Raw genomic sequence first — 13289 nt, forward strand, 5'->3', positions numbered from 1 at the left:
CGGGCAGATTCACGGGCCCGACGGAACAGCGCCTGACAACGGGGTTTGTGCGGCGTACGACCGGGTGCGCCGGGAGTGTCCCGCGTCCTGGGCACTACCAGGGAAAACGCGAGATGGTTCCGCATATTACTCCGTTGAGTATCAGCACTGTTGCTCTAGGTGATTGTCTGCGTACCATGCCCGAGGAGCAGGCCCTACTGGAGGAGGTCGCTGGAGCCGGCGGCCCACCGGACGCGTGACAACCCCCAACGATCAGCGAGAACGGTCAACGGTATGCCAACTTTTCGATCGACGCTGCGCCGCGCCTACCACCAGTCCGGTGCCCACCACGTCCGTCGGGCCGCCCACCGGATCGCCCTCCGTACCCGGGCAGGGGCGTTCCGCAACGAGATCGGCGTCGTACTGCACGCCGACCACACCGACATCAGGGGCACCGAACTCGCCGTCTACAAGGGAAACCTCGACCGGAAGGCGGTGGCAGCCTGGCGGCGCCTGGTCTCCGAGATCCGGCCCACCGTGGCGATCGACGTCGGCGCCAACTACGGCGAGGTGGCCTTCTCGACCTGCTACTACGGCCTGCGCGAACTGCATCTCGTCGAACCGAACCCGGCCGTACTCCCCTGGCTGCGCAAGACGATCGCGGCGGCCACCGGCGACTACCCGGGCACCGTGCTGCACGCGGGTGCCGCCAGCGACCGGTCCGGTACCGCCCGGCTCAATCTGCACGAGCACACCGGCGTCGCATCCCTACGGGTGCACAACGACCGGGGCGTCGAGGTGGAGTGCTTCCGGCTCGACGAGCGGATCGCGCTCGGCGACGACGACTCGCTGCTGTTCAAGATCGACGTCGAGGGCCACGAGCAGGCCGCCCTGGCGGGGATGGCCGGGCTCTTCCACCGCCGCCGGGCCGCCGGCATCTGCGAGATCCTGCACGCCGACGACGACCTGCTGAAATACCTCTGCGCCAACTTCGCGGTCGCCCTGCAACAGGGCGGCCGGGAGCAGCCGGTGGACGAGTCGCAGTTGCGCGACACCGTCGCCCGGGCCCGGGAGACCGGCTGGGGCGACCTCAGCAAGGACGTGGTGCTCCGGTCGCGCTGACCCCGGCGGGCGTCGCCGACCCGGCGGGCACCGACGGCTACGGGACGCAGACGAACTGGGGATCGGCCCAGACACCGACCGCGCCACCGGACGGACTGCTGGTCACCAGGTCGACGAAGCTGGCGCGGGCGATCGCCACGTCGATCTGCTCGGCACTGTCCGCCCGGCTACGTACGCCCGACTCGAAGACGGTCACGTCGTCCGCGCGTACCGCGAAGGCGACCTCGACATCGTCGGCGCCGACGTCGATCACGGCCCGGAGCCGTTCGCAGCCGGCGGGCGGCTGCACCCGGACCCGGCTGGGCGCCGCGGTGAGCACCGCGCGCGGATAGACCTGGCCGTGCACGGTGACGGAACCGGGGGACGATCCGGCGGCCGGGGTCGGCGAGGGCCGCTCCGAACTCCCGTCCAGCAGCATCGGCAGGTCGGAGAGGTAGTAGGTGACCTCGGCCGGGGAGGGCTGGGCCTGGCTGCGTGTCGTCACCCCGGGCCACAGGTTGAGCGCCATCACCCCCAGGCTGACGGCCAGCACCGCGACGGTCGAGGCCATCGCCCGGTGCCAGCGCCGCGCCGCCACCCCGGGCGACACCGTCGGTCCCGACGGCCCGGTACGGGCGGTCCCGCGCCGGGACGGGCTGACCCGGGCCGGGACCAGCGCCGGCCGGCGGCGGGCGGCCAGATCCTCGATCCAGCCGAACAGCACCACCGCCACGGCCACCAGCAGCCAGACGGCGGCCAGCCGGAGGGTGACGGTCTGCACCCAGCCGGAGACGGCCAGCGGGGCGATCAGCGCCCCGGCCAGCACCCCCAGCGGCAGGTGCCACAGATAGACGGTGACCGCCCGGGCGTTCAACAGCTCCACGAGGCGGTCCAGCAGGCGGATCCGGCCCAGCCAGTCGAGTCGGGGCCGGAACCGGAGCACCGCCGCGACGAACGCCATCGACCACAGGGTGTTGCCGCCGGCGATCCGGTTCAGGTCGTAGTTGCCGGTCGACCAGCCGACCGCCAGCACCCAACCGGCCCCGGTGAGCGCGAGCAGCCCGACGGCGAGCGCGTACCGCCGGGCGGGGATCCGGCGCAGCAGCCCGTCGTGGTGCGCGAAACCAAGCAGCCAGCAGGCCAGGTACGTGCTGACGTTGGTCGCCTGCTCGTTGAAGTACCCGCCGACGTTGACGATGTTGAACCGGAACGCGATCGGCAGGGCCACCGCCAGCGCCAGGCTGTGCCAGGGCCAGCGGCGGAACGCGGCGAGCAGGGCCGGCGAGAGCAGCACCAGCCACAGATAGGTGACGATGTACCAGAGCACGACGTTGTAGGCCCAGGCCCACGACTGGTCGCCGACCGGCGGGGTACGGGCGGGGAAGACCCACCAGACCAGCTCGCCCCAGCCGAGTGCCGCGGTCGGTGCCGTACGCCAGCCGGTGACCAGCAGCAGCGTGACCGCCACCGCCCCGAACCCCCACAGCGGGGGCAGCAACCGGCGCAGCCGCCGCCCGACCGCGCCCCGGCCGGTACGGTCCAGCGAGCCGGCCATCAGCGAGCCGGCGAGCGCGAACATCAGCCCCATCGCCGGGAACAGCACGGTCAGCCAGATCCAGCCGAGTACGTGGTACGTCACCACCCGGACCAGCGCGGCCGCCCGCCACAGGTCCAGGTACCGGTCCCGACCGCCCGACGAGCCGCCGGCCCGAGCACCCGACGAGCCGTCCGCCGGCCCAGCTGCCGGTACGACCGCAGCCGGCACCGCAGGCTCGGCTGAGGTTCCCATCGGCGTCTCCACGTCTCCGGTCGGCCGCGCCCGACGGTCCCGGGCGACTCGTACGTCGTCGGAACGGGCGACCCGGAACGCCTCCGGCGACTCCCCGCCAACGCCGCCCGCCCGGCCACCAGCTCCAGCCGAACCGCCCGGCAGGCCGGCGCCCGCGACAGACGGACCCTTGCCCAACAGTCCTACCCGACAAACCTGAACGATCCCTGACCGGGCATTCGCGGCGTGTTCCCCGTCGCTTCCCGGCCTGACCCGGCCGACCGCCCGCCAGACGCCGGAGGTCGACCACCGGTCAGCCCCGTGGCGACGGCGGCACGAGATGCGGCCGCCCGGCCCAGTCTGTGACGCCGCACACCCGGGCCCGGCGACGAAACTCCGGCGATCCACCCGTTCGGGCAGCAAGATGGTGATCGGTCGTAACGCGTACGGGTCCGGCCGGCGGATCGGGGCGAGCGGGCGGCCCGCGGATCGAGACGAGAGGTGATCGAGCGTGGCAGCACCGGAGAAGTCGACTATGAAGGCGGCGGTCTACCAGCGCACCGGCGATCCGTCCGTGCTCGAGGTGGTGGACCGGCCGGTGCCGGAGCCGGGTCCGGGTGAGGTGCTGGTCCGGGTCGCCGTCTCGGGGGTGAATCCCACCGACTGGAAGTCGCGGCAGGGCGACGGTTCCGGCGCGCCGCCTCGGGGCGGCTGGCAGATTCCGAACCAGGACGGCGCGGGGGTCATCGAGTCGGTCGGTACCGGTGTCGACGCGAAGCTCACCGGTGAGCGGGTCTGGATCTGGGAGGCGGCCTGGCAGCGGCCGTGGGGGACCGCGGCGGAGTACACGGTGGTGCCGGTCCGGCAGGTGGTGCGGCTGGGCTCGGCCTCGTTCGACCTCGGCGGGGCCCTCGGCATTCCGTTCATGACCGCGCACCGCTGCCTGACGGTCGGCGAGACGATGCCGGACCGCCTCGACGTCGGCGCGCTCACCGGGCGCACCGTCCTGGTCCAGGGCGGGGCGGGCGCGGTCGGCAACGCCGCCATCCAGCTCGCCCGGTGGGCCGACGCCACCGTCATCGCCACGGTCAGCAGCGCCGAGAAGGCCCAGCTCGCGGTCGCGGCCGGCGCGTCGTACGTGATCAACTACCGTGAAGAGGACGTGGTGGCCGAGGTCCGGAAGATCACGCCGGACGGGGTGGACGCGATCGTCGAGGTCGCCGCCGCCTGCAACGCCGAGATCGACTGCCAGGTGATCGGTGCGAACGGCGCGGTCGCGGTGTACGCCGACGACGACGGCGCCGCGCTCACCCTGCCGGTCCGCCCGCTGATGGTGCCGAACGTCCGCTGGCAGTTCGTGCTGCTCTACACCCTGTCGGCGGTGGCCAAGGCGCACGCCGTGACGGACGTCGCCGCCGCCGCGTCGTCCGGGGTGCTCCGGATCGGCACCGACGCGGGCCTGCCGCTGCACTACTACCCGCTGGACGAGGTGGCCCAGGCGCACGCTGCCGTGCAGAACTCGGCGGTCGGCAAGGTACTGGTGCTGACCAGCGAGTCCTGACCACCACCGGTCCGGGTCGGCCCGTGCCGGGCGGGGTCAGCGGTGGATCGTGGGCGGGCCGGCGTACGACCAGGTGATGCCGTCCGGGGAGAGCCATCCGCCGGAGGAGTCCTGGTTGCCGGACTGGGCGTAGCCGCCGGGAACGGGTACCGCCGAGGCACCCGGGCCGACCGGGATCTCCCGCAGCCGCTCACCCTGGTCGAGTCCCTCGAACATGATCGGGTTCTCGCCGGCCAGGATTCCGGCCTGGATCACCAGCGCACCGTCGGGCCGGACCGCGGCATCGATCATCCGATCGCCGACCTGGGCCCGCGCGGCCGTACGCCGCCAGCTCCGCCCCTGGTCGACGCTGCGGTAGACCCGCAGCTCGCCGTCGACCTGGCCGACCGCGTACGCGACCCGGTCGCCGATCGCCAGTACGGCGGCCCCCGCGTTGCCACCCGCCTCGACGTCCTCGGGCAGCACCGACTGCCGCCAGTTGCGCCCGCCGTCCCAGCTCACCCGGATCGCGCTGCCCTTGTAGATGGCGACGTTCTCCGAGACGGTGCCGTTCTCCTCCTGCCGCTCCGGCGGGTCGTCCGGTGACATCCGAATCGGCGGGCGCCCGAACCGGGCTCCGTGCACACCGGCAGCGTCACCCCGGCACCGTGACCGCTCGGTCCTGGCGTGCGGCACCGGCCGGCTCGGCGTGCGGGTAGGCGGGGCAGGCCCGTGCGCCGCTACGGCACGAGGACGATCTTTCCGCGCAGCCGCCCCGCCTCCACCAACCGGTGGGCGTCGGCCGCCTCCGCCAGCGGCAGCGAGGCCGCGACCCGGGTCCGCAGCCGTCCCTTGGCCACCTCGGTCATCAACTCGGCCAGCATCGGCTGGTCGAGCCGGACCATGACTGTCTGCTGCCGTACCCCGCGCGGCGGATCGAGCGGCGGTACCGGTCGGGTCGTCACCAGCGTGCCGCCGTCGGCGACCGCGGCGCCGGCCGCCGCCCCGACCGGTACCGCGTCGAAGACCGCCGGGACCGGGCCGAGCTCGGCCAGCTCGGCGGAGCGGGGCACCACCTCGGCGACGCCGAGGCCGCGTACCCACTCCTCGTCGTCGGAGCTGGCCACCGCGATCACCCGGTGACCGGCCCGGGCCGCCAACTGGGCGGCGAAGCCGCCGACCCCGCCGCTGGCGCCGGTGACCAGCACCGTCGACCCGGAGGCCAGCGACATCATCTCCAGCCCCTGCCGGGCGGTCAGCGCGTTCAGTGCCACGGTGGCCGCCTCCGCCGCGTCCAGCTCGTCCGGTACGCCGACCAGCCAGTCTGGCCGGGCCACCACGAACTCGGCGTACGCCCCGACGCCGCCCCGGGTGAGGTACCACGGCACCATTCCGGCGACCCGGCTGCCGGACCGGTAGTCGGTGACCCCGTCCCCGAGGGCCACCACGTCACCGGCGAAGTCCCAGCCGAGCAGGAACGGCGGCTCGATCGGGCCGCCGGGGATCTGACCGGCCCTGGCGGCGACGTCGGCGGGGTGCACCGCCGCGGCGCGTACCCGGACGAGGATCTCGCCGGGGCCGGCGACCGGGTCCGGCCGCGCGACCACCCCCAGCACACCGGGACCGCCCAGTGCCGTCACCGCCACCGCTCGCATCGCTCGCCCCTTCCGCGTGGCCAACATCCTTCCCGGCACGACATCGAGTTGGCAACGGGTCGGATCGCGACCCGACCGGCCGGCGGCGGGACAGGGACCGGACCGGCAGGTGGCCCCGGGTGTCGCTGGATCGTGTGCTGGTACTGCCCCTCTGGGGGTACCAACAGCACACGATCCAGCGGCACCCATCGGTTGTCCACAGGGGCAGGGACGGGGGTGGAGGCGGGTGGCAGGGCGCGGGATAGTCGGCGGATGCCGCGCCCTGCCATGGATCCCCAACCGCGTCGCGCTGGCGTGACGGGACCGCGTCGGGAGGTAGTGCCCGGATTGCGGCCGCCACCGCCACCGGACGCGGACGAGTTGACCTACCTGTGTTGGCTCCAGGACGACGTAGTGAGCCGGCGACAGGCGCTGCGGCACCTGTCGGCCAAGGCGCTGCAACACCGGTTGGCGACCGGCCGGTGGCAGATCATGTCCCGGGGCGTCTACCTCGCGCACAACGGCCCGGTGACCCGCGAGCAGCGACGCTGGGCGGCGGTGCTCGCGGGCGGCGCCGGACGGCGTGCCGTGCTGGCCGGACTCTCCGCCCTGGAGGTGCTGGGGATGCGCGGTTACCACAGCGCGACGCTGCACGTCCTGATTTCCGCGCGTCGCCAGGATCGCGATCCCCCACCGGGCGTCGTGGTGCACCGTACCCGGCATCTGACCGCCGCCGACGTTCATCGGCTGGGCCAGCCGCCGTGCACGATGCCGGCCCGGTCACTGCTCGACGCGGCACAGTGGGCCGGGGACGACGAGCGGGCCCGGGCGATCATCGCCGCCGGTTTCCAGCAGCGGCTGGTCGACGGCCCGGAACTGGACAGGGCCCTGGCCCGGCTACCCCGGCTGCGTCGGCGGGGCCTCATCGTGGCGGCAGCCGCGGACGCGCGTGTCGGTGCGGAGTCCGTCGCGGAGGCAGACCTGCTCCGGCTCTGCCGGCGGGAGGGCCTGCCGCCACCCAACCGGCAGGTACGGCGTACCGACTCCCGGGGGCGCCGCCGCTATCTCGACGTCTACTTCGAGCAGTGGAAGGTGATGGTCGAAATCGACGGCGCACAGCATCTGGAGGTACGCCACTGGTGGGCGGACATGCGCCGGCAGAACGATCTCTGGATCAGCGGCATCCGGATACTCCGCTTCCCCGCCTGGTTGGTACGGGACCGCCCGGCCGAGGTGGCCGCACAACTGCGCGCCGCCCTGCTGGCCGCCGGCTGGCGCCCGTGAAGGCAACCGGCAAACGTGTTCTCCCGATGCCCCTCCACGGGTAGCAACAGCACACGTACGGGTCAGGTCGGGAGCACGATCACGTCGAGAGTGTCGGTGGCGTAGTCGGCGCGGACGCGCTTCTTGTCGAACTTGCCCACCGACGTCTTCGGTACGGCGTCGACAAAGGCCCACCGTTCGGGGAGCTGCCATCCGGCCACCCGGTCGGCGAGGAAGTCCCGCAACTCCTCGGCGCTCACCTCGGCACCCTCCTGCCGGACCACCGTCGCAAGTGGACGCTCGTCCCAGCGCGGGTCAGGTACGCCGACCACGCACGCCTCCCGCACCGCCGGATGCGCCATCAGCGCGTTCTCCAACTCGACCGAGGAGATCCACTCACCACCGGACTTGATCACGTCCTTCGCCCGGTCGGTGAGGGTGATGAAGCCATCCGCCGAGAGCGTGCCGACGTCACCGGTACGCAGCCAGCCATCCCGGAACTTCTCCGGGTCGGGTGCGTCGTCGCCGACGTACCGGGCGGTCACCCACGGACCCCGGACCTCCAGTTCGCCGACGGCCTTGCCGTCGGCCGGCAGGTGCGTGCCGTCCGGGCCGACGATCCGGGCGGCGACTCCGGCCGGCACCCGCCCCTGGGTGTAGCGGTAGCGCCAGGCCTCCTCGCCGGTCGCCCCGGCCGGCGGTCGGGCCACCGAGCCGAGCGGGGACATCTCGGTCATCCCCCAGGCGTGGATCACGTCGATCCGGTGCCGTTCGGCGAAGGCGTGCATCAGCGCCGGCGGGCAGGCCGAGCCGCCGACGATCACCTCGGTCAGCGAGGAGGTGTCGACCTCGTTGGCGTCCAGGTGGTTGAGTAGGTCGGTCCAGATGGTCGGCACCGCGCCGGCCAGGGTCGGCCGCTCGGCCGCGATCATCGCGGCGATCGGGGCGCCCTGGAGGAACCGGTCCGGCATCACCAGCGAGGCTCCGGAGAGGAAGGCGGCGTACGGGATGCCCCAGGACATCGCGTGGAACATCGGCACGATGGCCAGTTCCCGGGTGGTCGGGCCGAGCCCGAACGACTCCGGCAGGCAGATCTGCACCGAGTGCAGCCAGATCGACCGGTGCGAGTAGGCGACGCCCTTGGGGTTGCCGGTGGTCCCCGAGGTGTAGCAGAGCGCGGCGGCGTCGCGCTCGTCCAGCTCCGGCCAGTCGTACCGGTCCGGCCGGTCCCGCAGCAGGTCGTCCCAGCGGTGTACGGCGATCCGCCCGCCCCCGGCCGAGCGCAGCGGCGCCGGGTCACCGCCGCCGACCACCACCACGTGCTCTACAGTGGACATCTCGGGCAGCGCCCTGGCCAGCAGCGGGATCAGCGTCGAGTCGACCAGCACCACCCGGTCCTCGGCGTGGCTGGCGATGTAGGCCACCTGGTCGGGAAAGAGGCGGATGTTGAGCGTGTGCAGCACCGCGCCCATGCTCGGCACCGCGAAGTACGCGACCAGGTGCTCGGCGTTGTTCCACATGAAGGTGGCAACCCGCTGGTCACCGGTGATCCCGAGGTCGTCGCGGAGCGCGTGCGCGAGCCGGGCGGCGCTCGCACCCACCTCGGCGTACGTCATCCGGCGGGAGCCGTCGCCCAGCCAGGTGGCCACCTCGGCGGTGCCGTGCACCGTGCTGCCGTGTTCGAGGATGCGGGAAACCAGCAGGGGTGCATCCATCATCGTGCTACGCATGGACCACAACCTAGTGTCGCAGCTCACACCTTGACCACCCGGAAGGCAACCCGATGAGCAGTATCCCGTGGGCCGAGTCCTACCTCGGCCAGCTTCGCGCCCTCGCCGGTGACCGTACGCTGATGTTCGTCGGCGCCCGGGGCGTGGTACGCGACGCGGCCGGCCAGGTGCTGCTGATCGAGCGCTCAGACAACGGTTACTGGGCACTGCCGGCCGGTGCGATGGAACTCGGCGAGTCGATCGCCCAGTGCGCCGTCCGCGAGGTCTGGGAGGAGACCGGGTTGACCGCCACCGAGGTCACCCCGTTCGCGATGTACACCGGCCCGGACCGCACCTTCACCAACATGTACGGCGACACGTACCAACTCTTCGTGGTCGCCTTCCGGGTCGACGCCTGGTCCGGCGAGCTGCTCACCAGCACCGACGAGACCACCGGCGCCGGCTTCTTCCCGCCCCGGGCGCTGCCCGCGCCGGTCTCCTCCACCGTGCTGGAGACCCTGGACGACCTGGCCGCGTTCGAGCAGACCGGTCAGGTCGTCCTGAAATAGCGAGGGTAAAGCGAAAGCAACAAGAGGCTTGGTCGGATTCGTCGATATCCATCCTGGACTATCGCCCGAACTCGGCGAAAAATAGGCGGCGGTCAGCATCCGTCCACCATTCCGGCTCCGAGCCGCCGCGAGAAAGTTCGAGAATAAATGGGTCACAGTGGTGTTCCGCAGATCCTGAAGTTCCTGCGTTCCCTCAACGGTGGTATGACCCAGGAACAGGTCGCCGAACGGCTGAACGTCTCCACGTCCTTGATCGCCAAGTTCGAGACGGGCCGGCTGGTACCCATGCCGGACACCGCGAAACAGCTAGACGAGCTGTTCGGCAGCGGCGATCTGGTCCAGAGCACGGCAGCCGCCGCCCGGAAGACCGCGCCGCAGGAGTGGTTCCGCCAGTGGCCCGACGTGGAGCGCGAGGCGGTCGCCATTCGGGGGCACGAGGCCAACTACGTGCCCGGCCTGCTCCAGACCGAGGCGTACGCCCGGGCGGTCCTGACCTCCGGTCTGCTCGACGCCGACGAGGTCGAGCAGCAGTTGGCGCTCCGGATGGAACGCCAGGCGGCCGTCTTCGGCCGCGAGAAGCCGCCGGTCTGCACCTTCATCGTCGACGAGTTGGCGCTGATGCGCGGCGAGCCTCGGGCGATGTTGAAGGAGCAGTTGGCGCACCTGGTCGAGATGTCGACCCGGCAAAAGATCTTCATCCACGTCGTGCCGCGATCCGCCGGGCTGCATCTCGGGCAGACGGGCCCGCTGGTCCTGGCCTCCCTGCCCGGCGGAGGCGACGTGGCGTTCCTCGAAGACCAGGCGGCCGGGCGGCTGCTGGCCGAGCCGGACCAGGTTGCCGCGATGGCGCGGGCCTGGGACGCGATACGCTCGGTAGCGCTCCCCCGAGACATGTCCCGGGACCTGATCGTGAGGATGGCGAACGAGCTATGACGCCCACCTGGCGGAAGTCGACCCGCAGCAACGCGAACGGCGGCAACTGCGTCGAGGTCGCCGACAACCTTCCCGGCCGCGTGCTCGTCCGGGACAGCAAGGACCCGCACGGGCCGGCCCTGACCTTCGGCCCGGCCGCCTGGCGGCACTTCGTGCACGGCGTCGCCGCGCGCTGACCCCCCGAGCCGAACGCCCCCGAGCCGAACGCCTCCGGTGCGCGGCGGCGCCGGGGGCGTTGCCGTACCCCCTTTGCCGTACCCCCAAGGAGCGGCACCGCCAGGGCCTCAGATCAGCGTCTGGGCGTTCGCCTCCATCTCGGTGGCCGCGTCGCCCTTCCGGTCCCGGGCCAGTCCCTCGCCGGAGCCGGCCGGCGGGCCGCCGCGCAGTTCCTGGTTCGGCATCGCCAAGGTGACCGCCACTGCCAGGAACGCGATCAGCCCGGCGACCAGGAAGACGGTGTGCAGCGCGCCGACGAACGACTCCTGGACGGCGGCCCGGATCGGTTCCGGCAATGCCAGGATCCGGGACGGCTCGTTGACCGAGAACTCCGTGGTGGCGCCGGCGAACTGCGCCCGCTGCTCGGGCGGGAGCTGGGCGATCGCGCCGGGCAACCGGTCGGCCAGCCCGCCGGACAGCCCGGTGGAGAGCACCGTACCGAGGATCGCCACCCCGAACGAGCCGCCCAGCGACCGGAAGAAGGTCGCGGCCGAGGTACCGGCGCCGAGGTCGCGCATCTCGACCGCGTTCTGCGCGGCGAGGATCAACGACTGCATGCAGAGGCCCAGCCCGACGCCGATGATCACCATGTAGAGGAAGGCGTTCCAGAGCGGGGTGTCGACCTGCAACTGGGTGAAGAGCAACATGCCGGCGACCAGCACGACCGCCCCGACCACCGGAAACCACTTGTACCGGCCGATCCGGCTCATCGCCCGCCCGGAGAGCACCGAGGTGACGATCACGCCGAGCATCATCGGCAGCATCAGCAGACCGCTGTCGGTCGGCGACGCACCCTTGACGATCTGGAGATAGAGCGGGATGAAGATGATCGACCCGAACATCACCAGGCCGAGGATGAAGCCCGCGGTGTTGGCCAGCGCGAAGGTGGACCGGCGGAACAGCTTGAGCGGCAGGATCGGCTCGGCCACCCGGGCCTCCTGGACCAGGAACAGCACGCCGAGCACCCCGCCGGCCACGAACAGCCCGATGATGATCCCGGAGCCCCAGGCGTACTCGTTGCCGCCCCAGCTCAGCGCGAGCAGCAGCGAACTCACCCCGGCCACCAGCAGGCCGGCACCGAGCCAGTCGATGGCGTGCTGCCGGCGCTGGAACGGGACCAGCCGCATCACGTGGTAGCAGACGATGATGGCGACCACCGACAGCGGCACGTTCAGGAAGAAGATCCATCGCCAGTCGTGTTCGGCGAAGTAGCCGCCGACCAGCGGCCCGGCCACCGAGGAGAGCCCGAACACCGCACCGAAGAGACCCTGGTAACGGCCACGGTCCCGGGCCGACACCACATCGGAGATGATGGTGAAGGCCAGCGTCATCAGACCGCCCGCGCCGAGCCCCTGCACCCCGCGGGTGATGATGAGCTGGGTCATGTCCTGCGCGAAGCCGGCGGCCAGCGAGCCGACCAGGAACGCCCCGATGGCGAAGAGGAAGACCGGACGGCGACCGAAGAGGTCGGCCATCTTGCCGTACAGCGGGGTCGAGGCGGTCGACGCCAGCAGGTACGCGGTGACCACCCACGAGTAGTGGTTGATCCCGCCGAGTTCGCCGACGATGGTCGGCAGCGCCGTACCGACGATGGTCTGATCCAGTGCGGCGAGCAGCATGCCGGTCATCAGACCGCTCATCAGGAGCAGGATCTGTCGGTGTGTCAGGGTCGGCCGCGCGTCCTCAGCGGTGGTCATAGTGCCTTCTCCCCCCGTTGGCACAGAAAATGCCTACCGCCAGTCTCGGCCTGGGCCACCGTCCAGCCCAGGCGAACGCGAACGCTGTGATCACGATCATGCGCCCTCGGCGGGCCGCGCTGGGCCGGGGCCCCGCCAGTCCGGCGAGCGGTCGGCGGGGCCCGGTGGGCGGGTCTGCTCGTTCGCCCCTCAGCCGCTGGCGGAGTCACCGCTCCAGCCGCGCGCCGGAGGCGTCGCCCTTTCAGCCGCCTGCCGGAGGCGTCGCCCCTTCAGCCGCCTGCCGGAGGCGTCGCCTCTCCAGCCGCGTGCCGGAGGACCGGAGGATCAGTGCCGGCCCTCAGCGAGTTCCTCCACGAGCTTGGCGCAGAACGCCGGCAGGTCGTCCGGCTTGCGGCTGGTCACCAGGCCGTTGTCGACATGGCATTCCTCGTCGACCCAGTGCGCGCCCGCGTTCGACAGGTCGGTCCGCAGGCTGGGCCAGGAGGTGACGGTGCGACCCTTCACCACGTCGGCGTCGATCAGCGTCCACGGCGCGTGGCAGATCGCCCCGACCGGCTTGCCGGCGTCGAAGAACGCCCGGACGAACCGGACCACGTCCGGACTCGCCCGCAGGGCGTCCGGGTTGGCCACCCCGCCGGGCAGCACCAGGCCGTCGTAGGCCGCCGGGTCCGCCTCGGCCACGGTCGTGTCGACGTCGTACGTCCCGGACTTGTCCAGGTGGCTGAAAGCCTGGATCCGGCCGCCCTCCAGGGAGACCAGCTCGGCCCGGCCGCCGGCCGCCTCGACCGCCTGCCGGGGCCGGGTGTACTCGACCTCCTCCACGCCGTCGGTGGCCAGGAACGCGATGCGCTTGCCCTGCAACGTCGCGGTCATTCGCTTC

General features: G+C 71.9%; 12 protein-coding genes. 6 read left to right on the forward strand and 6 right to left on the reverse strand.

Features of this window, described 5'->3' with window-relative positions:
- Positions 1–273: 273 nt before the first annotated feature.
- Positions 274–1101 carry an FkbM family methyltransferase gene (locus ACSMXO_RS40095; protein ID WP_455415934.1) on the forward strand — a complete coding sequence of 276 codons (828 nt, stop codon included), beginning with the start codon at positions 274–276 and terminating at the stop codon, positions 1099–1101.
- A gap of 37 nt (positions 1102–1138) precedes the next feature.
- Here the strand turns inward: ACSMXO_RS40095 and ACSMXO_RS40100 are convergent, their stop codons facing one another.
- On the reverse strand, positions 1139–2869 hold the full coding sequence (locus ACSMXO_RS40100; protein WP_455415935.1) for an acyltransferase family protein: 1731 nt from the start codon (positions 2867–2869) through the stop codon (positions 1139–1141).
- A 514-nt stretch (positions 2870–3383) separates the two neighbouring features.
- On the opposite strand from ACSMXO_RS40100, the gene ACSMXO_RS40105 reads away from it, so the two are divergent.
- Positions 3384–4409: an NADPH:quinone reductase gene (locus ACSMXO_RS40105; RefSeq protein WP_455419419.1), complete on the forward strand. Its 1026-nt coding sequence runs from the start codon at positions 3384–3386 to the stop codon at positions 4407–4409.
- A 36-nt stretch (positions 4410–4445) separates the two neighbouring features.
- Here the strand turns inward: ACSMXO_RS40105 and ACSMXO_RS40110 are convergent, their stop codons facing one another.
- Together ACSMXO_RS40110 and ACSMXO_RS40115 are read right to left on the reverse strand one after the other, a co-directional pair.
- On the reverse strand, positions 4446–4997 hold the full coding sequence (locus ACSMXO_RS40110; protein ID WP_455415936.1) for a hypothetical protein: 552 nt from the start codon (positions 4995–4997) through the stop codon (positions 4446–4448).
- 131 nt (positions 4998–5128) lie between these two features.
- A complete protein-coding gene (locus tag ACSMXO_RS40115; RefSeq protein ID WP_346257122.1) occupies positions 5129–6043 on the reverse strand; it encodes an NADP-dependent oxidoreductase in 915 nt (304 codons plus the stop codon).
- 393 nt (positions 6044–6436) lie between these two features.
- Between ACSMXO_RS40115 and ACSMXO_RS40120 the strand changes: the two genes are divergently transcribed.
- Complete coding sequence (locus tag ACSMXO_RS40120; RefSeq protein ID WP_455415937.1) at positions 6437–7306, forward strand: DUF559 domain-containing protein; 870 nt, start codon at positions 6437–6439, stop codon at positions 7304–7306.
- 62 nt (positions 7307–7368) lie between these two features.
- On the opposite strand, the gene ACSMXO_RS40125 is transcribed toward ACSMXO_RS40120, so the two are convergent.
- The gene (locus tag ACSMXO_RS40125) at positions 7369–9000 is read right to left on the reverse strand and encodes a long-chain fatty acid--CoA ligase (protein WP_455419420.1); all 1632 of its coding nucleotides are present in this window, start codon (positions 8998–9000) and stop codon (positions 7369–7371) included.
- A gap of 68 nt (positions 9001–9068) precedes the next feature.
- Here ACSMXO_RS40125 and ACSMXO_RS40130 point away from each other — a divergent pair, with 68 nt between their 5' ends.
- From ACSMXO_RS40130 to ACSMXO_RS40140, 3 genes are all read left to right on the forward strand, one after another.
- Positions 9069–9563, forward strand: a complete 495-nt coding sequence (locus tag ACSMXO_RS40130; protein ID WP_346257120.1) for an NUDIX domain-containing protein — start codon at positions 9069–9071, stop codon at positions 9561–9563.
- 204 nt (positions 9564–9767) lie between these two features.
- Entirely contained in the window at positions 9768–10496 is a 729-nt protein-coding gene (locus ACSMXO_RS40135) for a helix-turn-helix domain-containing protein (protein ID WP_455415938.1), read from the forward strand.
- Positions 10493–10672, forward strand: a complete 180-nt coding sequence (locus tag ACSMXO_RS40140; RefSeq protein WP_346257118.1) for a DUF397 domain-containing protein — start codon at positions 10493–10495, stop codon at positions 10670–10672. The genes ACSMXO_RS40135 and ACSMXO_RS40140 overlap by 4 nt, the downstream gene beginning before the upstream one ends.
- Before the next feature lie 108 nt (positions 10673–10780).
- Here the strand turns inward: ACSMXO_RS40140 and ACSMXO_RS40145 are convergent, their stop codons facing one another.
- Both ACSMXO_RS40145 and ACSMXO_RS40150 read right to left on the reverse strand, forming a co-directional pair.
- The gene (locus ACSMXO_RS40145) at positions 10781–12409 is read right to left on the reverse strand and encodes an MDR family MFS transporter (RefSeq protein WP_455415939.1); all 1629 of its coding nucleotides are present in this window, start codon (positions 12407–12409) and stop codon (positions 10781–10783) included.
- 324 nt (positions 12410–12733) lie between these two features.
- Entirely contained in the window at positions 12734–13282 is a 549-nt protein-coding gene (locus tag ACSMXO_RS40150; protein WP_455415940.1) for a type 1 glutamine amidotransferase domain-containing protein, read from the reverse strand.
- Between the last annotated feature and the right edge of the window lie 7 nt (positions 13283–13289).

The sequence above is a fragment of the Plantactinospora sp. DSM 117369 genome (assembly GCF_053764795.1).

Bases quoted from the DNA above. Each gene is read 5' to 3' on its own strand.
- ACSMXO_RS40095 (WP_455415934.1), top strand. From the start codon at position 274: ATGCCAACTTTTCGATCGACGCTGCGCCGCGCCTACCACCAGTCCGGT.
- ACSMXO_RS40100 (WP_455415935.1), bottom strand. From the start codon at position 2,869: ATGGGAACCTCAGCCGAGCCTGCGGTGCCGGCTGCGGTCGTACCGGCA.
- ACSMXO_RS40105 (WP_455419419.1), top strand. From the start codon at position 3,384: ATGAAGGCGGCGGTCTACCAGCGCACCGGCGATCCGTCCGTGCTCGAG.
- ACSMXO_RS40110 (WP_455415936.1), bottom strand. From the start codon at position 4,997: ATGTCACCGGACGACCCGCCGGAGCGGCAGGAGGAGAACGGCACCGTC.
- ACSMXO_RS40115 (WP_346257122.1), bottom strand. From the start codon at position 6,043: ATGCGAGCGGTGGCGGTGACGGCACTGGGCGGTCCCGGTGTGCTGGGG.
- ACSMXO_RS40125 (WP_455419420.1), bottom strand. From the start codon at position 9,000: ATGGATGCACCCCTGCTGGTTTCCCGCATCCTCGAACACGGCAGCACG.
- ACSMXO_RS40130 (WP_346257120.1), top strand. From the start codon at position 9,069: ATGAGCAGTATCCCGTGGGCCGAGTCCTACCTCGGCCAGCTTCGCGCC.
- ACSMXO_RS40135 (WP_455415938.1), top strand. From the start codon at position 9,768: ATGACCCAGGAACAGGTCGCCGAACGGCTGAACGTCTCCACGTCCTTG.
- ACSMXO_RS40140 (WP_346257118.1), top strand. From the start codon at position 10,493: ATGACGCCCACCTGGCGGAAGTCGACCCGCAGCAACGCGAACGGCGGC.
- ACSMXO_RS40145 (WP_455415939.1), bottom strand. From the start codon at position 12,409: ATGACCACCGCTGAGGACGCGCGGCCGACCCTGACACACCGACAGATC.
- ACSMXO_RS40150 (WP_455415940.1), bottom strand. From the start codon at position 13,282: ATGACCGCGACGTTGCAGGGCAAGCGCATCGCGTTCCTGGCCACCGAC.